Below are 17,235 nucleotides of genomic sequence, written 5' to 3'. Positions count from 1 at the left end.
GATTTTTGGAGAACTTTTTATGGCAGGTCATAGTAAGTGGGCCAACACCAAACACCGCAAAGCGGCACAGGATGCCAAGCGCGGTAAGATCTTTACCAAAATCATTCGCGAGCTGGTGACAGCGGCGCGTCTGGGCGGCGGCGATCCGGCGTCTAACCCACGTCTGCGTGCGGCAGTAGATAAAGCGCTGTCCAACAACATGACGCGTGACACCTTGAACCGTGCTATCGCTCGTGGCGTGGGCGGTGATGAAGACACGAACATGGAAACCATCATTTATGAAGGTTACGGTCCTGGCGGCACCGCGGTAATGGTTGAATGTCTGTCCGACAACCGTAACCGTACCGTTGCAGAAGTGCGCCATGCGTTCACCAAAACCGGGGGGAACCTGGGGACTGACGGTTCTGTAGCGTACCTGTTCAGCAAAAAAGGCGTCATCTCCTTCGAGAAAGGCGACGAAGATGTCATCATGGAAGCGGCGCTGGAAGCGGGTGCGGAAGACGTAGTGACCTTCGACGATGGCGCTATCGATGTCTACACCGCGTGGGAAGAGATGGGCGCAGTACGTGATGCGCTGGAAGCGGCGGGCCTGAAAGCCGACAACGCTGAAGTCTCCATGATCCCGTCCACCAAAGCGGATATGGATGCTGAAACGGCACCAAAACTGCTGCGTCTGATCGACATGCTTGAAGACTGCGACGACGTGCAGGAAGTGTATCACAACGGTGAGATCTCTGATGAGGTTGCAGCGACTCTCTGATGAGAGCGTTTAAACCGTTTACGGGAGACGCGTGATGTCGATTATCCTTGGGATTGACCCCGGCTCACGCGTCACCGGTTACGGCGTTATCCGTCAGGTTGGACGCCAGTTAACCTACCTTGGCAGTGGCTGTATTCGCACCAAAGTTGAAGATCTGCCGTCGCGACTGAAGCTCATTTATGCGGGCGTGACGGAGATTATCACCCAGTTTCAGCCTGACTATTTCGCCATCGAGCAGGTCTTCATGGCGAAAAACGCCGATTCGGCGTTAAAGCTCGGTCAGGCGCGGGGCGTGGCAATTGTTGCTGCCGTGAACCAGGATCTTCCGGTATTTGAATACGCGGCAAGACAGGTCAAGCAGACGGTGGTCGGGATTGGTAGCGCGGAGAAAAGCCAGGTGCAGCACATGGTGCGTACCCTGTTGAAGCTCCCCGCGAACCCGCAGGCCGATGCCGCCGATGCGCTGGCAATTGCGATCACCCACTGTCATGTCAGCCAGAACGCGATGCAAATGAGCGAGTCGCGGCTCAATCTGGCGCGAGGCAGGTTACGATAATGAGAAATCAGGCTGGATGTTTATCCAGCCTTTTTTTATTATGTCGCAAATCAATAATTTTCCAGAACGCAGGAGCGTCACGTGATAGGCAGACTCAGAGGCATCATCATTGAAAAACAACCCCCGTTAGTGCTGCTGGAAGTGGGCGGCGTGGGCTATGAAGTCCATATGCCAATGACCTGCTTCTACGAGCTGCCGGACGCGGGCAAAGAGGCGATTGTCTTTACCCAGTTTGTGGTGCGTGAAGATGCTCAACTGCTCTATGGCTTCAACAACAAACAGGAACGCACCCTGTTCCGCGAGCTGATTAAAACCAACGGCGTCGGGCCGAAGCTGGCGCTGGCCATTCTCTCCGGTATGTCCGCCCAGCAATTCGTGAATGCCGTTGAGCGCGAAGATCCTGCCGCGCTGATTAAGCTTCCGGGCATTGGTAAGAAAACGGCAGAGCGCCTGATTGTTGAGATGAAAGACCGCTTTAAAGGTCTGCATGGCGATCTCTTTACCCCTGCTGCCGATCTGGTGCTGACTTCGCCGGGTGCGCCTGTGTCGGATGATGATGCCGAGCAGGAAGCGGTTGCCGCGCTGGTGGCGCTGGGCTATAAACCTCAGGAGGCCAGCCGAATGGTGAGCAAAATTGCCAAACCGGATGCCAGCAGTGAAACTCTGATTCGTGAAGCGCTGCGCGCTGCATTGTGAGGTAAAGGATGATTGAAGCAGATCGCCTGGTATCGGCAGGCACTATTCAGGCAGACGACGTGGTGGATCGTGCGATCCGTCCGAAGTTGCTTGATGAGTATATTGGCCAGCCGCAGGTGCGTTCCCAGATGGAGATCTTCATCCAGGCGGCAAAGCTGCGCGGCGATGCGCTCGATCACCTGCTGATATTCGGTCCTCCGGGTTTGGGGAAAACCACCCTGGCGAATATCGTTGCTAATGAAATGGGCGTGAACCTGCGTACCACGTCTGGCCCGGTGCTGGAAAAAGCAGGCGATCTGGCGGCGATGCTGACCAATCTTGAACCGCACGACGTGCTGTTTATCGATGAGATCCACCGCCTGTCGCCGGTGGTGGAAGAGGTTCTCTATCCGGCAATGGAAGACTACCAGCTGGATATCATGATCGGCGAAGGCCCTGCCGCGCGTTCGATCAAAATCGATCTGCCGCCGTTTACCCTGATTGGCGCCACCACCCGCGCCGGGTCGTTAACCTCTCCACTGCGCGACCGCTTTGGTATTGTGCAGCGCCTCGAGTTCTATCAGGTCGCCGACCTCCAGCATATCGTGGGCCGCAGTGCCCGCTATATGGGGCTGGATATGAGCGAAGAGGGGGCATTTGAAGTGGCGAAGCGTTCGCGCGGAACACCGCGTATCGCTAACCGCCTGTTGCGCCGCGTCCGTGACTTTGCAGAAGTGAAGCACGATGGTTCTATTTCTGCCGAAATTGCTGCTCAGGCGCTGGATATGCTGAATGTCGATGCTGAGGGTTTTGACTACATGGACCGCAAGCTGCTGCTGGCGGTGCTGGACAAATTCTTTGGCGGGCCGGTCGGGCTGGATAACCTGGCGGCGGCAATCGGGGAAGAGCGCGAGACAATTGAAGATGTACTCGAACCGTATCTGATCCAGCAGGGCTTCCTGCAACGTACCCCGCGTGGACGTATGGCCACGGTGCGGGCGTGGAATCATTTTGGTATCACGCCACCGGCAATGCCGTAATGCTTAATTCCCTCTCCCACAGGGAGAGGGGTTAGGGTGAGGGCATCAGCGCCCTCGATATCAACTAGCGGTCTTCTTCATCATACTGAAAATAAACAGCACCGCCGCACACAGCACCACTGACGGCCCCGCAGGCGTGTCATAGAACGCCGAGAAGGTTAACCCGCCCGTGACCGCAATCATCCCGATAATCACCGCCACGCCTGCCATCTGCTCCGGCGTACGGGCAAAACGACGCGCGGTGGCCGCAGGAATAATCAGCAGCGACGTAATAATCAGCGCACCGACGAACTTCATCGCCACGCCGATGGTTAACGCCGTCACCAGCATTAGCAGCAGCTTCACCCGCTGCAATTTCACGCCGTCTACAAACGCCAGATCCGGGCTGACGGTCATCGCCAGCAAATTACGCCACTGCCACAGCAGAATACCCAGCACCACCACCACGCCAATGGCAATAGCAATGAGATCTTCAGGCGTCACGGCGAGCAGATCGCCAAACAGGTAGGCCATCAGGTCAACGCGGATATTGGACATCAGGCTCACTACCACCAGGCCCAGCGACAGCGCGCTGTGCGCCATAATGCCGAGCAGGGTATCAATGGCGAGGTGAGGGCGTTTTTCCAGCCAGACCAGACCGGCGGCGAGGAGCAGCGTAACGACAATCACCGCATAGAACGGGTTGACGTCCAGCAGTAAACCAAAGGCCACGCCCAGCAGTGAAGCATGGGCCAGGGTATCGCCGAAATAGGACATTCTGCGCCAGACCACAAACGAGCCAAGCGGACCCGCGGCGCAGGCGAGCATAATCCCGGCCAGCCAGCCGGGCAGTAACAGTTCAATCATGAGTGTCCATTTCCCCGGCGCAGGACAATTCGTCCCTGTAAATCATGGCGGTGGTTATGATGATGGCGATAAATACCCAGTTGTTCAGCCCCGCGAGGGCCAAACATAGAGATAAATTCGGGGTGCATTGACACCACTTCAGGCGTGCCGGAACAGCAGATATGATGGTTCAGACAGAGCACTTCGTCGGTTTTCGCCATCACCAGATGCAGGTCGTGGGAGACCATCAGCACCGCGCAGTTCAGTTCGTGGCGCAGCTGGTCAATTAAATCGTAAAGCGCGACCTGACCATTGACGTCCACACCCTGCGTTGGCTCATCCAGTACCAGCAGCTGGGGGCTGCTGAGCAGCGCCCGGGCAAGTAACACGCGCTGGGTTTCCCCGCCGGACAGTTTTTGCAGTGGCGCGTCCACCAGGTGCCCCGCCTGGACACGTTTCAGCGCCGGAAGGATATCGGCTTTACGCGTACCAGGGCGCAGGCGCAGGAAGCGGCTGACGGTCAGCGGCAGCGTGGCATCAAGATGTAATTTTTGCGGCACGTAGCCGATACGCAATTTTTCTTCACGCTTGATGACACCTTCATCAGGGGCTACCAGACCCAGCACCACGCGCACAAGGGTGGATTTACCCGCGCCGTTCGGACCGAGCAGCGTCAGAATTTTACCGGGCTTCAGATCCAGCGAGACGTCAGAAAGGACGCGGCGCTGACCGAACGAGACCGAAACATTTTCAAGAGAAACCAAAGTTGTCATGTCAATTTAAGCTTGCAGAAGTCAACGAATGTTATAATATCACATTCCACGCATTCATTACGATGATTAGTCGCATTATGTTACATAAAAATACGCTTCTTTTCGCAGCATTATCCGCTGCCCTTTGGGGCACAACAGCACAAGATGTTAACGCTGCCGTTGTCGCTTCGCTCAAACCGCTGGGATTCATTGCATCGGCCATTGCAGATGGGGTGACGGAAACCCAGGTTCTGCTGCCCGATGGGGCCTCTGAGCATGATTATTCCCTGCGTCCATCTGATGTAAAACGCTTACAAAACGCGGACTTAGTTGTCTGGATTGGGCCGGAGATGGAAGCCTTCATGCAGAAGTCTGCGAACCAGATCGCGGACACGAAAAAGGTCACCATTGCCGAACTTTCTGGCGTGAAACCGTTGCTCATGAAGGGGAGTGATGACGACGGTGACGAACACGAAGGTCATCATGCTCATGATGAAAAAGGTGACGGGGATCACCATCACGGCGAGTACAATATGCATCTTTGGCTCTCCCCAGAGATAGCGCGGCTTTCGGCGGTTGCAATCCATGACAAATTAGTGGAACTTATGCCGCAAAGTCGAGCCAAACTAGACGCCAACCTGAAAGATTTTGAGGCACAATTAGCCGCAACCGATAAGCAGGTGGGTAACGAGCTGGCACCGCTGAAAGGAAAAGGGTATTTCGTTTTTCATGACGCCTATGGCTATTACGAAAAACACTACGGCCTGACCCCGCGTGGGCATTTTACCGTCAACCCTGAAATTCAGCCTGGTGCGCAGCGTTTACATGAGATCAGAACACAGTTGGTTGAGCAAAAAGCGTCCTGCGTTTTTGCTGAGCCACAGTTCAGGCCAGCGGTCGTAGAAGCCGTGGCCAGGGGAACATCCGTGCGCATGGGAACCCTTGACCCGCTAGGAACGAACATCCAGTTGAGTAAAGCGAGCTATTCGCAGTTCCTCACTCAACTGGCGAACCAGTATGCGAGCTGCCTGAAAGGAGATTAACGAGGAAGTGAATACGTGCAACAGATAGCCCGCTCTGTCGCCCTGGCATTTAACAATCTGCCCCGACCCCATCGCGTTATGCTGGGGTCGCTTACAGTTCTCACCTTAGCGGTCGCCGTCTGGCGGCCCTATGTTTACCACCCGAGTTCTGCCCCTATCATCAAAACCATCGAGCTTGAGAAGAACGAAATCCGTTCTCTGCTGCCGGAGGCCAGTGAGCCTATCGACCAGGCGGCTCAGGAAGATGAAGCCATTCCGCAGGATGAGCTGGACGATAAAACCGAGAATGAAGCCGGGATCCATGAATATGTGGTCTCCACTGGCGATACGCTGAGCAGCGTACTGAACCAGTACGGCATTGACATGGGGAATATCAGCCAGCTGGCTGCCGCAGATAAAGACCTGCGTAACCTGAAAATTGGCCAGCAACTCTCGTGGACGTTAACGCCAGAGGGCGATCTGCAGCGCCTGACCTGGGAAATGTCCCGTCGCGAAACGCGCACCTACGACCGCACTGCAAACGGTTTCAAGATGACCAGCGAGTTGCAGAAGGGTGACTGGGTTAACAGCGTGATGAAAGGGACCGTAGGCGCAAGCTTTGTCTCCAGCGCGCGCGATGCGGGCCTGACCAGCGCTGAAATCAGCTCGGTTATCAAAGCCATGCAGTGGCAGATGGATTTCCGTAAGCTGAAAAAAGGTGATGAGTTCTCCGTACTGATGTCCCGCGAAATGCTGGACGGCAAGCGTGAGCAGAGCCAACTGGTGGGTGTACGTTTGCGCTCTGATGGCAAAGATTACTACGCCATTCGCGCTGAAGACGGCAAATTCTATGACCGCAGCGGTACCGGGCTTGCGAAAGGCTTCCTGCGCTTCCCAACGGCGAAACAGTTCCGCATCTCATCCAACTTCAACCCGCGTCGTCTGAACCCGGTCACCGGGCGCGTGGCGCCGCACCGTGGTGTGGACTTCGCCATGCCGCAGGGCACACCGGTGCTGGCGGTGGGAGATGGTGAAGTGGTTGTCGCCAAACGCAGCGGGGCGGCCGGGTACTATGTTGCGGTCCGTCATGGTCGAACTTATACCACCCGCTATATGCACCTGCGTAAGCTGCTGGTGAAACCAGGCCAGAAAGTGAAACGTGGCGACCGTATCGCCCTCTCAGGCAATACCGGACGTTCTACGGGGCCACACCTGCATTATGAAGTGTGGATCAACCAGCAGGCGGTAAACCCGCTGACGGCGAAACTGCCGCGCACCGAAGGGCTGACGGGTAAAGATCGTAAAGATTACCTGGCGCAGGTGAAAGAGGTTGTGCCGCAACTGCGTTTCGACTAAACCCTTCCGTTTTGTCTAAAGCCGGCGTCAGTAAGCGCCGGCTTTTTCTTTTGTGCGTGGGGCGCTGCCTCGCTACACTATCGTCATTATATTTTGCGTCACCAGACCCTGGAACCAGCATGGAAACCAAAAAAAACAATATTGAGTTCATTCCTGAGTTTGAAAAATCCTTTCGCCACCCGCGTAACTGGGGCGCCTGGCTTGGCGTTTACGCGTTTGCTGGCATTGCCATGTTACCTGCCTCTGTGCGCGATCCCGTTCTGGGGAAAATTGGCCGTCTTGCAGGACGAATGGGCAAAAGTGCCCGCCGTCGCGCGCAAATCAATCTCTACTACTGCTTCCCGGAAAAGAGCGATGCCGAGCGCGAAGCGATTATTGATGACATGTATACCACCGCGCCACAGGCCATGGCGATGATGGCAGAGCTGGCGCTAAAAGGGCCAGAAAAGATCCTTAAGCGTGTTGACTGGAAAGGGCTGGAGATCATTGACGAGATGCGCCGCAACGATGAAAAAGTGATTTTTCTCGTTCCGCACGGCTGGGGAGTGGATATCCCGGCCATGCTGATGGCATCTCAGGGCCAGAAGATGGCGGCCATGTTCCATAACCAGGGTAATAAAGTCTTTGATTTCGTCTGGAACACCGTGCGTCGTCGTTTTGGTGGACGCCTGCACGCCCGTAACGATGGTATCAAGCCGTTTATTCAGTCCGTGCGACAGGGGTACTGGGGATACTATCTGCCGGATCAGGATCACGGCCCTGAGCACAGCGAGTTTGTCGATTTCTTTGCCACCTACAAGGCGACGCTTCCGGCGATTGGCCGTCTGATGAAAGTCTGCCGCGCCCGGGTTATTCCGCTGTTCCCGGTCTACGATGGCAACACGCACCGTCTGAGCATTGAGGTTCGCCCGCCGATGGACGACTTACTGACCGCGGACGATAACACCATCGCGCGTCGCATGAACGAAGAGGTGGAGGTGCTGGTGGGGCCGCATCTTGAGCAATACACGTGGATCCTGAAGCTGCTCAAAACGCGTAAGCCTGGCGAGAAAGAGCCGTATCAGCGCAAAGAACTTTACCCAAAGAAATAAAACCCCTCACGCTGACCCTCTCCCCGTGGGGGAGAGGGAAACATCTGTTTATTATTCGACGGTTAATACGCGGGTGGTGTTGGTTGAGCCGATGGTGCTCATGACATCACCCTGGGTCACGATGACAATATCACCGGATACCAGGTAGCCTTTGTCGCGCAGCAGATTAACGGCATCGTGCGCCGCTGCCACACCGTCATTGGTGCTGTCGAAGTAAACCGGGGTTACGCCGCGGTACAGCGCCGTCAGGTTCAGCGTGCGCTCGTGGCGGGACATCGCGAAGATCGGCAGACCGGAGCTGATACGGGACGTCATTAGCGCGGTACGGCCTGATTCGGTCATGGTGATGATCGCCGTGACGCCCTTCAGATGGTTAGCCGCATACATGGCGGACATCGCAATCGCTTCTTCCACGTTGTCGAACTGCACGTCCAGACGGTGTTTAGAGACGTTAATGCTTGGGATCTTCTCCGCGCCCAGACAGACGCGCGCCATCGCGGCAACGGTCTCTGCCGGGTACTGACCGGCTGCGGTTTCAGCGGAAAGCATGACCGCATCGGTACCGTCCAGCACGGCGTTAGCCACGTCCATCACCTCTGCACGGGTCGGCATTGGGTTGGTGATCATGGATTCCATCATCTGGGTTGCGGTGATCACCGCGCGGTTCAACTGACGCGCGCGACGGATCAGCGCTTTCTGGATGCCGACCAGTTCAGGGTCGCCAATTTCCACACCCAGATCGCCACGGGCAACCATCACCACGTCAGACGCCAGAATCACGTCGTCCATGGCATCCTGATCGCAAACGGCTTCCGCACGTTCAACTTTTGCCACAATTTTCGCGTCGCAGCCGGCATCACGCGCCAGACGACGGGCATAGTTCAGGTCTTCGCCGCAGCGCGGGAAGGAGACGGCCAGATAGTCCACGCCGATCAGCGCCGCGGTAACGATATCCGCTTTGTCTTTATCGGTCAGCGCTTCGGCAGACAGGCCACCGCCGAGCTTGTTAATGCCTTTGTTGTTAGAGAGTGGGCCGCCGACGGTGACTTCGGTGAACACCTTCATCCCCTGAACTTCCAGCACTTTCAGCTGAACACGACCGTCGTCGAGCAGCAGGATATCGCCAGGCACAACGTCAGCCGGCAGACCTTTATAGTCGATACCCACTTTCTCTTTATCGCCTTCACCTTTACCCAGGTTGGCATCAAGCAGGAATTTATCGCCGATATTGAGGAAAACTTTGCCTTCTTTGAAGGTCGAGACACGAATTTTTGGACCCTGCAGGTCACCGAGGATAGCAACATGGCGGCCCAGTTTAGCCGCGATCTCACGCACTTTGTCGGCACGTAATTTATGGTCTTCTGGCGTACCGTGAGAGAAGTTCATACGCACCACGTTGGCACCCGCGGCGATAATCTTTTCGAGGTTATTATCGCGATCGGTGGCCGGGCCTAAGGTGGTGACGATCTTGGTTCTGCGAAGCCTTCTGGACATGTAATACTCCGTTGACTGAAACAACTTTGGTGTTGCGTGAAGATTGAATCGGCCTTCATCTGCTGCAAAGCAACCGCGAGGGGACCGAATGCCGTAAATCGTTACATCGTAATTTTTCGTTACGTCTTAGTTATCTACTATCAAGGAACATCGCTCTTTATAAGCAATTCTTTATCAAAACGCGATTCCTTGAGCGCTTCCTTGACACGCTTCAAGTTATCTCTGAATTTAGCGCCGCGGCGTAAGGTAAAACCGGTTGCCAGGACGTCAATCACCGTCAGCTGCGCCAGACGGGAGACCATTGGCATATAGATATCCGTATCTTCCGGAACGTCCAGAGTGATGGCGAGCGTGGCTTCTCTTGCCAGCGGCGTGCCTGCCGTCGTGAGGGCGATAACCATGGCATCGTTTTCACGCGCCAGCTGCGCCAGCTCAACCTGACTTTTAGTGCGCCCGGTATGGGAAATCAGGACCACCACGTCATCCTCGCTACAATTCATACAGCTCATGCGTTGCAACACGATGTCATCGGAATAAATGACCGGGACGTTAAAGCGGAAGAATTTATTCATGGCGTCATGCGCCACGGCCGCCGACGAACCGAGTCCGAAGAATGCAATTCGCTTGGCCTGGGTCAGTAAATCGACCGCCCGGTTAACGGAACTCATATCCAGCGACTGACGCACGTGGTCAAGCGTGGCCATGGCCGATTCAAATATTTTCGCCGTGTATGCATCTACGCTGTCGTCTTCATCCACATTGCGATTAACATAGGGCGTACCATTTGCCAGACTTTGTGCCAGATGCAGTTTAAAATCAGGAAAGCCACGCGTTTCCAGGCTCCGGCAGAACCGATTCACCGTCGGCTCGCTGACGCCTGCATCCTGTGCCAGAGCGGCGATGCTTGAATGAATCGCCTGAGCAGGCGAGGCGAGAATAACTTCAGCCACTTTTCGCTCGGATTTGCTAAGGTGTTCCAGTTGAAACTGGATTTTTTCCAGCATGTTCATGTTAACAGGACGCTCATGGGTGTAAACGATTTCATCCATAGATGAAATTGAGATTCGATTTAGCCGATATTACCCTCGTGGCTTCCATAAAGGGTAACAGTCGACAAGATAATGTTGTTGTTTTTTTTCATTACTTGATCGGTGTCGGGTTTTACTGTGACCGTGTTGCGCAAAGAATCGACGCTTGTTGCGTCATCAGGCCAGCGTAATCCTCTTAAGGGGTGAAAAATCGCCGTATCGCACGCGACGTTAAGCGCTAATGGTTTCGGGAATGACGTAAAAGCAGTACAGTGCATTGTAATAAAATTACAACGATACCTGGCAGAAGCACCAGGTGATCCAACTGAGGAGAATGACATGGCGGTAACGCAAACAGCCCAGGCATGTGACCTGGTCATTTTCGGCGCGAAAGGCGATCTTGCACGCCGAAAATTGCTGCCTTCCCTGTATCAACTGGAGAAAGCGGGCCAACTTCATCCGGATACCCGTATCCTGGGTGTAGGGCGCGCCGACTGGGACAAGGACGCATACACCAAAGTCGTGCGTGAAGCGCTCGAAACTTTCATGAAAGAGAAAATTGATGAAAGTTTGTGGGATACCCTGAGCGGACGTCTCGATTTCTGCAATCTGGATGTGAACGACGTGAGCGCGTTTACCCGTCTGGGTGAGATGCTGGATCAGAAAAACCGGGTCACCATCAACTATTTCGCCATGCCACCAAGCACCTTCGGTGCCATCTGTAAAGGTCTGGGCGAAGCGAATCTGAACGCCAAACCTGCGCGTGTGGTAATGGAAAAACCGCTGGGTACCTCACTGTCTACCTCCCGCGAAATCAACGACCAGGTGGGCGAATACTTCGAAGAGTGCCAGGTCTACCGCATCGACCACTATCTGGGCAAAGAGACGGTACTGAACCTGCTGGCGCTGCGTTTTGCCAACTCCCTGTTTGTGAACAACTGGGACAACCGTACCATCGACCACGTGGAAATCACCGTGGCCGAAGAGGTGGGTATCGAAGGCCGCTGGGGTTACTTTGACCAGGCCGGTCAGATGCGTGACATGATCCAGAACCACCTGCTGCAGGTACTCTGCATGATTGCCATGTCTCCGCCATCAGACCTGACCGCTGACAGCATCCGCGACGCGAAGGTGAAAGTGCTGAAGTCACTGCGTCGCATCGACCGTTCTAACGTGCGCGAGAAGACGGTGCGTGGTCAGTACACATCCGGCTTTGCGCAGGGCAAAAAAGTCCCTGGTTATCTGGAAGAAGAGGGCGCGAACAAGTCCAGCAACACTGAGACGTTCGTGGCGATCCGCGTGGATATCGATGACTGGCGTTGGGCGGGGGTGCCGTTCTACCTGCGTACCGGTAAACGTCTGCCAGCCAAATGCTCTGAAGTTGTTGTTTACTTCAAAAACCCTGAGCTGAACCTGTTCAAAGAGTCGTGGCAGGAGCTGCCGCAGAACAAACTGACTATCCGTCTGCAGCCGGATGAAGGTGTGGATATCCAGATCCTGAACAAAGTGCCGGGGCTGGATCACAAACATAACCTGCAGACCACCAAACTGGATCTGAGCTACTCCGAGACCTTCAATCAAACGCACCTGGCGGATGCTTACGAGCGCCTGCTGCTGGAAACCATGCGCGGTATCCAGGCGCTGTTTGTGCGTCGCGACGAAGTGGAAGAGGCGTGGAAATGGGTCGACTCCATCACCGAAGCCTGGGCTGCCGATCAGGATCCGCCAAAACCGTATCAGGCGGGCACCTGGGGACCTGTCGCCTCCGTGGCGATGATCACCCGTGATGGCCGCTCCTGGAACGAGTTTGAGTAAGATAATCCTCTAGCCCGAAGGTGTTATTTTACCGGTAACATGATCTAACACAGCTAGTGGCACAATTTTTATACTTTTAAGCTCCGCGTGGATTCACCCGCGGGGCTTTTTTTATTACACTGCCGGAAGCGATTTTGCCCCTGAGCTCCGGACAGCAAGCGTTTCAGCGTTGTTAACAACTGCCAGCGACTTTGTAAACTCCCGAGCCCGGACAGATAAATTAGAGGAGCTTTTATGAATCCGACATTGTTACGCGTAACACAACGCATTATCGAGCGCTCGAAAGAGACCCGTTCGGCCTACCTCGCCCGCATTGAACAGGCTAAGACCAATACCGTACATCGCTCGCAGCTGGCCTGCGGTAATCTGGCGCACGGTTTCGCCGCCTGTCAGCCTGAAGACAAAGCCTCATTAAAGAGCATGCTGCGTAACAATATCGCCATCATTACCTCCTATAACGACATGCTCTCCGCGCATCAGCCGTACGAAGTGTACCCGGACATCATCCGTAAAGCGCTGCACAGCGTGAATGCGGTGGGCCAGGTGGCGGGGGGCGTGCCGGCCATGTGTGACGGTGTGACCCAGGGACAGGACGGGATGGAGCTGTCGCTGCTGAGCCGCGAAGTCATTGCCATGTCTGCAGCGGTCGGTCTGTCTCACAATATGTTTGATGGCGCGCTGTACCTCGGTGTGTGCGACAAGATTGTCCCGGGGCTCGCCATGGCGGCGCTGTCGTTTGGTCATCTTCCGGCCATTTTTGTGCCGTCAGGTCCGATGGCCAGCGGTTTGCCAAACAAAGAAAAAGTGCGTATCCGCCAGCTGTATGCCGAAGGTAAAGCAGACCGCCAGGCGCTGCTGGAAGCGGAAGCCGCCTCTTACCATGCGCCGGGTACCTGTACCTTCTACGGTACGGCCAACACCAACCAGATGGTGGTGGAATTTATGGGGATGCAGCTTCCGGGCTCCTCCTTCATTCAACCCGATGCGCCGCTGCGCAAGGCTCTGACCGAAGCCGCCGCCCGTCAGGTGACGCGTCTGACCGGGAACGGCAACGAGTGGATGCCGCTGGGTAAAATGGTCGACGAGAAAGTGATCGTCAACGGCATCGTGGCCCTGCTGGCAACGGGGGGCTCAACCAACCACACCATGCACCTTGTGGCAATGGCACGTGCGGCTGGCATCCTGATCAACTGGGATGATTTCTCCGACATCTCTTCCGTGGTGCCGCTGATGGCGCGCCTGTATCCGAACGGTCCGGCAGACATTAACCACTTCCAGGCCGCCGGTGGCGTACCGGTGTTGATGCGTGAGCTGCTCAAGGGCGGTCTGCTGCACGAAGACGTGAACACGGTGGCGGGTTATGGTCTGCATCGCTATACCCTTGAGCCGTGGCTGAACAACGGTGAGCTGGACTGGCGTGATGGGGCGAGCGCCTCTCTTGATCCGCAGGTCATTGCTACCTTCGAACAGCCGTTCTCACGCCACGGCGGCACGAAAGTGCTGAGCGGCAACCTGGGACGCGCGGTGATGAAAACCTCTGCCGTGCCGGAAGAGAACCAGGTGATTGAAGCCCCGGCAGTGGTCTTTGAGAGCCAGCATGATGTTTTACCTGCCTTTGATGCGGGCCTTCTCGACAAGGATTGCGTGGTGGTGGTGCGTCATCAGGGACCCAAAGCGAACGGGATGCCAGAATTACATAAACTTATGCCACCACTTGGTGTATTATTGGACCGCCGTTTCAAAATTGCACTGGTCACCGATGGACGCCTCTCGGGTGCCTCAGGTAAAGTGCCTTCAGCCATTCACGTAACGCCTGAAGCGTATGATGGTGGTTTGCTGGCTAAGGTGCGTGACGGCGACATCATCCGCGTCAATGGCCAGACAGGTGAGTTAACCCTGCTGGTGGACGAAGCCGAGCTGGCGGCCCGTCAGCCGCATATTCCAGACCTGAGCGCATCGCGCGTGGGAACCGGACGCGAAATGTTTGGCGCGCTGCGTGAGAAACTCTCCGGGGCGGAGCAGGGCGCAACCTGTATTACGTTTTAAGACGACTTGATTTTATCGATCTGGCGAGAGAAAACTCTGATGAAAAACTGGAAAACAAGTGCAGAAGCAATCCTGACCACTGGCCCCGTTGTGCCGGTTATCGTGGTGAACAAACTGGAGCACGCGGTACCGATGGCGAAAGCGCTGGTTGCGGGTGGCGTTCGCGTTCTGGAAGTGACCCTGCGTACCGCCTGCGCGATGGACGCGATTCGCGCAATCGCTAAAGAAGTGCCGGATGCCATCATTGGTGCGGGTACCGTTACGAACGCAAAACAGCTGGCTGAAGTGACCGAAGCGGGCGCGCAGTTTGCCATCAGCCCGGGTCTGACCGAGCCGCTGTTAAAAGCGGCAACCGAGGGCACCATCCCGCTGATCCCCGGGATCAGCACCGTTTCTGAACTGATGCTGGGCATGGACTACGGTCTGAAAGAGTTCAAATTCTTCCCGGCAGAAGCCAACGGCGGCACCAAAGCGCTGCAGGCGATTGCGGGTCCCTTCTCTCAGGTGCGTTTCTGCCCGACGGGCGGCATCTCTCCGGCCAACTACCGTGATTACCTGGCGCTGAAGAGCGTGCTGTGCATCGGCGGCTCCTGGCTGGTACCGGCGGATGCCCTGGAAGCAGGCGACTGGGATCGCATCACCAGACTGGCTCGCGAAGCGGTTGAAGGCGCGAAGCAGTAAGCACCTCGCATCATGAAAAACGGGCCATCAGGCCCGTTTTTTTTATCCGTTAACGCTAACCGCGGCAGCGGCAGCTTTCGCCCTTGCCACGGCATCATCCACGCTATCGCCAGTGGCTAATGCCACGCCCAGTCGACGCGTACCGTCGATCTCCGGTTTCCCGAACAGGCGAACCTGCAGACCTGCCCCAACCGCGCCTTCAATGTTGTCAAAGGTGACGTTCTGGCTGGTCAGTTGCGGGAGGATCACCGCCGAGGCGGCCGGACCATACTGGCGAATACCACCAACCGGCAGGCCGAGGAACGCGCGCACGTGCAGGGCGAACTCGGAGAGATCCTGGGAAATCAGGGTCACCATCCCGGTATCGTGCGGGCGAGGGGACACTTCGCTGAAAATCACCTCATCACCGCAGACAAACAGTTCCACGCCGAACAGGCCGTAACCGCCCAGCGCCAGCACCGTTTTACGGGCGATCTCCTGCGCGCGCGCCAGCGCCAGGGCACTCATCTGCTGCGGCTGCCAGGATTCACGGTAATCGCCATCCTCCTGACGATGCCCAATCGGATCGCAGAAATGGACGCCATCAACGGCACTGACGGTCAGGAGGGTAATTTCGAAATCAAACTTCACCACGCCTTCAACAATCACGCGACCGGCTCCGGCGCGACCGCCCTGTTGGGCATAATCCCACGCCTTGTCCAGCGTGCTGCTGTCGCGAATAAAGCTCTGCCCTTTACCGGAGGAGCTCATCACCGGCTTAATGATGCACGGATAGCCAATCTCCTCAACGGCCTGCAGGAAAGCAGCTTTATCGCCGGCAAAACGATAGCCAGAGGTGGGTAATCCCAGCTCTTCCGCCGCCAGGCGACGAATGCCTTCGCGATTCATGGTCAGCTTCGCGGCCTTTGCACAGGGCACCACGCGCTGGCCTTCCTGTTCAAGGGCAAGCAGCGTATCGGTGGCGATGGCTTCGATTTCCGGTACGACAAAATCCGGTTTCTCACGCGTAATCAGCTCGCGCAGGGCATCGCCATCCAGCATGTTAATCACATAAGAACGGTGGGCAACGTGCATGGCGGGTGCATCGGCGTACCGGTCTACGGCAATGACTTCCACGCCTAAACGCTGACACTCAATGGCGACCTCTTTGCCCAGTTCACCCGATCCCAACAGCATTACACGCGTCGCCGCAGGTCGCAGCGCGGTTCCTAAACGAGTCATAACAATCCCCCTGAAAAAGTTGCGCGCAGTATAAACGAAAACGTTTGCGTGTGTCTTGATCGGGGCCCGTGCGCGGGGAAGAAATTTGCGCTTCTTTAGCCCCGCCAGACATTTCCTGACGCCTGCTCGCTTACGCTGTGGAACATGTACACCGTTAAGTGAGGGAAACCATGTCTGGCTGGTTAAATCAATTGCAATCACTGTTAGGGCAGAAAACGTCGCCATCCGGCGAGCAGGGGCTGAGCAAACTGGTCCCCGGGGCGCTCGGCGGGCTGGCAGGCCTGCTGGTGGCGAATAAATCCTCGCGCAAGTTGCTGGCAAAATATGGCACCGGCGCGTTACTGGCCGGTGGCGGAGCCATTGCGGGCACGGTTCTGTGGAACAAATACAAGGACAGAGTGCGAACCGCACATAGCGATGAACCCGATTATGGTCAACACACGTCACCGTTGGATCTGCGCACTGAACGGCTGATCCTTGCGCTGGTTTTTGCCGCGAAAAGTGACGGGCATATCGACGATAAAGAACGGTCGGCGATTGAGCAGCAGCTGCGGGAGGCCGGTGTGGAAGAGCAGGGCAGAACGCTGGTGGCTCAGGCCATCGAACAGCCGCTGGATCCGCAGCGCCTTGCGCAAAGCGTAAAGAATGAGGAGGAGGCGCTTGAACTCTATTTCTTAAGCTGTGCCGCCATTGATATTGACCACTTTATGGAGCGCAGCTACCTCAATGCCCTCGGCGACGCGTTGAAGATCCCTCAGGACGTGCGCGACGGCATTGAGAAGGATATCAGGGAGCAAAAACAGGCGTTAGCGGGTTAACTGTCACCGTCGCGGTCATGTTTCGCTTGCATCATGCGCGTGTTTTGCCAACCTT

16 protein-coding genes are annotated in these 17,235 nt (G+C 56.1%); 11 read left to right on the top strand and 5 right to left on the bottom strand.

The genetic code is table 11. The features are described 5' to 3' along the window. The first annotated feature begins 19 nt into the window (after positions 1 to 19). The 4 genes from AK59_RS0106365 to ruvB all read left to right on the top strand — a co-directional run bounded on the left by AK59_RS0106365 (position 20) and on the right by ruvB (position 3,031). A complete protein-coding gene (locus AK59_RS0106365) occupies positions 20 to 760 on the top strand; it encodes a YebC/PmpR family DNA-binding transcriptional regulator (protein WP_013096082.1) in 741 nt (246 codons plus the stop codon). A gap of 34 nt (positions 761 to 794) precedes the next feature. Next, complete coding sequence (ruvC, locus tag AK59_RS0106360; RefSeq protein WP_013096083.1) at positions 795 to 1,316, top strand: crossover junction endodeoxyribonuclease RuvC; 522 nt, start codon at positions 795 to 797, stop codon at positions 1,314 to 1,316. 81 nt (positions 1,317 to 1,397) lie between these two features. Continuing rightward, a complete protein-coding gene (ruvA, locus tag AK59_RS0106355; protein ID WP_020687649.1) occupies positions 1,398 to 2,012 on the top strand; it encodes a Holliday junction branch migration protein RuvA in 615 nt (204 codons plus the stop codon). Positions 2,013 to 2,020: 8 nt separating this feature from the next. After that, entirely contained in the window at positions 2,021 to 3,031 is a 1,011-nt protein-coding gene (ruvB, locus tag AK59_RS0106350) for a Holliday junction branch migration DNA helicase RuvB (protein ID WP_013096086.1), read from the top strand. A gap of 60 nt (positions 3,032 to 3,091) precedes the next feature. Here the strand turns inward: ruvB and znuB are convergent, their stop codons facing one another. Further along, positions 3,092 to 3,877 carry a zinc ABC transporter permease subunit ZnuB gene (gene znuB, locus AK59_RS0106345; RefSeq protein ID WP_013096087.1) on the bottom strand — a complete coding sequence of 262 codons (786 nt, stop codon included), beginning with the start codon at positions 3,875 to 3,877 and terminating at the stop codon, positions 3,092 to 3,094. Continuing rightward, positions 3,874 to 4,629 carry a zinc ABC transporter ATP-binding protein ZnuC gene (gene znuC / locus AK59_RS0106340; RefSeq protein WP_014832401.1) on the bottom strand — a complete coding sequence of 252 codons (756 nt, stop codon included), beginning with the start codon at positions 4,627 to 4,629 and terminating at the stop codon, positions 3,874 to 3,876. The genes znuB and znuC overlap by 4 nt, the downstream gene beginning before the upstream one ends. A 77-nt stretch (positions 4,630 to 4,706) precedes the next feature. On the opposite strand from znuC, the gene znuA reads away from it, so the two are divergent. The 3 genes from znuA (at position 4,707) to lpxM (ending at position 8,077) form a co-directional block, all read left to right on the top strand. After that, positions 4,707 to 5,651: a zinc ABC transporter substrate-binding protein ZnuA gene (znuA, locus tag AK59_RS0106335; protein WP_013096089.1), complete on the top strand. Its 945-nt coding sequence runs from the start codon at positions 4,707 to 4,709 to the stop codon at positions 5,649 to 5,651. A 15-nt stretch (positions 5,652 to 5,666) separates the two neighbouring features. Then, the gene (mepM, locus tag AK59_RS0106330) at positions 5,667 to 6,986 is read left to right on the top strand and encodes a murein DD-endopeptidase MepM (protein WP_013096090.1); all 1,320 of its coding nucleotides are present in this window, start codon (positions 5,667 to 5,669) and stop codon (positions 6,984 to 6,986) included. Between the two features lie 119 nt (positions 6,987 to 7,105). After that, positions 7,106 to 8,077: a lauroyl-Kdo(2)-lipid IV(A) myristoyltransferase gene (lpxM, locus tag AK59_RS0106325; RefSeq protein ID WP_023620452.1), complete on the top strand. Its 972-nt coding sequence runs from the start codon at positions 7,106 to 7,108 to the stop codon at positions 8,075 to 8,077. Between the two features lie 51 nt (positions 8,078 to 8,128). On the opposite strand, the gene pyk is transcribed toward lpxM, so the two are convergent. Both pyk and AK59_RS0106315 read right to left on the bottom strand, forming a co-directional pair. Beyond that, positions 8,129 to 9,571, bottom strand: a complete 1,443-nt coding sequence (pyk, locus tag AK59_RS0106320; protein WP_013096092.1) for a pyruvate kinase — start codon at positions 9,569 to 9,571, stop codon at positions 8,129 to 8,131. 140 nt (positions 9,572 to 9,711) lie between these two features. Beyond that, positions 9,712 to 10,581: a MurR/RpiR family transcriptional regulator gene (locus AK59_RS0106315; protein ID WP_029882312.1), complete on the bottom strand. Its 870-nt coding sequence runs from the start codon at positions 10,579 to 10,581 to the stop codon at positions 9,712 to 9,714. A gap of 357 nt (positions 10,582 to 10,938) precedes the next feature. Here AK59_RS0106315 and zwf point away from each other — a divergent pair, with 357 nt between their 5' ends. The 3 genes from zwf (at position 10,939) to kdgA (ending at position 15,141) form a co-directional block, all read left to right on the top strand. Beyond that, positions 10,939 to 12,414 (top strand): glucose-6-phosphate dehydrogenase, encoded by a 1,476-nt coding sequence (gene zwf, locus AK59_RS0106310; protein ID WP_014832396.1) that lies wholly within the window; start codon positions 10,939 to 10,941, stop codon positions 12,412 to 12,414. A 234-nt stretch (positions 12,415 to 12,648) separates the two neighbouring features. After that, positions 12,649 to 14,460, top strand: a complete 1,812-nt coding sequence (gene edd / locus AK59_RS0106305; RefSeq protein ID WP_029882311.1) for a phosphogluconate dehydratase — start codon at positions 12,649 to 12,651, stop codon at positions 14,458 to 14,460. 39 nt (positions 14,461 to 14,499) lie between these two features. Then, entirely contained in the window at positions 14,500 to 15,141 is a 642-nt protein-coding gene (kdgA, locus tag AK59_RS0106300) for a bifunctional 4-hydroxy-2-oxoglutarate aldolase/2-dehydro-3-deoxy-phosphogluconate aldolase (protein ID WP_029882310.1), read from the top strand. Positions 15,142 to 15,183: 42 nt separating this feature from the next. Here the strand turns inward: kdgA and purT are convergent, their stop codons facing one another. Next, positions 15,184 to 16,362 (bottom strand): formate-dependent phosphoribosylglycinamide formyltransferase, encoded by a 1,179-nt coding sequence (gene purT / locus AK59_RS0106295; protein WP_029882309.1) that lies wholly within the window; start codon positions 16,360 to 16,362, stop codon positions 15,184 to 15,186. Positions 16,363 to 16,532: 170 nt separating this feature from the next. Here purT and AK59_RS0106290 point away from each other — a divergent pair, with 170 nt between their 5' ends. Then, complete coding sequence (locus AK59_RS0106290; protein WP_020690815.1) at positions 16,533 to 17,180, top strand: tellurite resistance TerB family protein; 648 nt, start codon at positions 16,533 to 16,535, stop codon at positions 17,178 to 17,180. Positions 17,181 to 17,235: the final 55 nt, after the last annotated feature.

Origin of the sequence: Enterobacter sp. T1-1, from assembly GCF_000710795.1 — a bacterium.
GTDB lineage: Bacteria > Pseudomonadota > Gammaproteobacteria > Enterobacterales > Enterobacteriaceae > Enterobacter > Enterobacter cloacae.
Note: the sequence above shows the minus strand (reverse complement) of the source record. Positions and strands in the feature narration are given on the sequence as shown.

Coding starts and splice junctions, on each gene's coding strand:
- zwf (WP_014832396.1), top strand. CDS start 10,939: ATGGCGGTAACGCAAACAGCCCAGGCATGTGACCTGGTCATTTTCGGC.
- AK59_RS0106365 (WP_013096082.1), top strand. CDS start 20: ATGGCAGGTCATAGTAAGTGGGCCAACACCAAACACCGCAAAGCGGCA.
- ruvB (WP_013096086.1), top strand. CDS start 2,021: ATGATTGAAGCAGATCGCCTGGTATCGGCAGGCACTATTCAGGCAGAC.
- znuC (WP_014832401.1), bottom strand. CDS start 4,629: ATGACAACTTTGGTTTCTCTTGAAAATGTTTCGGTCTCGTTCGGTCAG.
- znuA (WP_013096089.1), top strand. CDS start 4,707: ATGTTACATAAAAATACGCTTCTTTTCGCAGCATTATCCGCTGCCCTT.
- pyk (WP_013096092.1), bottom strand. CDS start 9,571: ATGTCCAGAAGGCTTCGCAGAACCAAGATCGTCACCACCTTAGGCCCG.
- lpxM (WP_023620452.1), top strand. CDS start 7,106: ATGGAAACCAAAAAAAACAATATTGAGTTCATTCCTGAGTTTGAAAAA.
- znuB (WP_013096087.1), bottom strand. CDS start 3,877: ATGATTGAACTGTTACTGCCCGGCTGGCTGGCCGGGATTATGCTCGCC.
- kdgA (WP_029882310.1), top strand. CDS start 14,500: ATGAAAAACTGGAAAACAAGTGCAGAAGCAATCCTGACCACTGGCCCC.
- purT (WP_029882309.1), bottom strand. CDS start 16,362: ATGACTCGTTTAGGAACCGCGCTGCGACCTGCGGCGACGCGTGTAATG.
- ruvC (WP_013096083.1), top strand. CDS start 795: ATGTCGATTATCCTTGGGATTGACCCCGGCTCACGCGTCACCGGTTAC.
- AK59_RS0106315 (WP_029882312.1), bottom strand. CDS start 10,581: ATGAACATGCTGGAAAAAATCCAGTTTCAACTGGAACACCTTAGCAAA.
- edd (WP_029882311.1), top strand. CDS start 12,649: ATGAATCCGACATTGTTACGCGTAACACAACGCATTATCGAGCGCTCG.
- AK59_RS0106290 (WP_020690815.1), top strand. CDS start 16,533: ATGTCTGGCTGGTTAAATCAATTGCAATCACTGTTAGGGCAGAAAACG.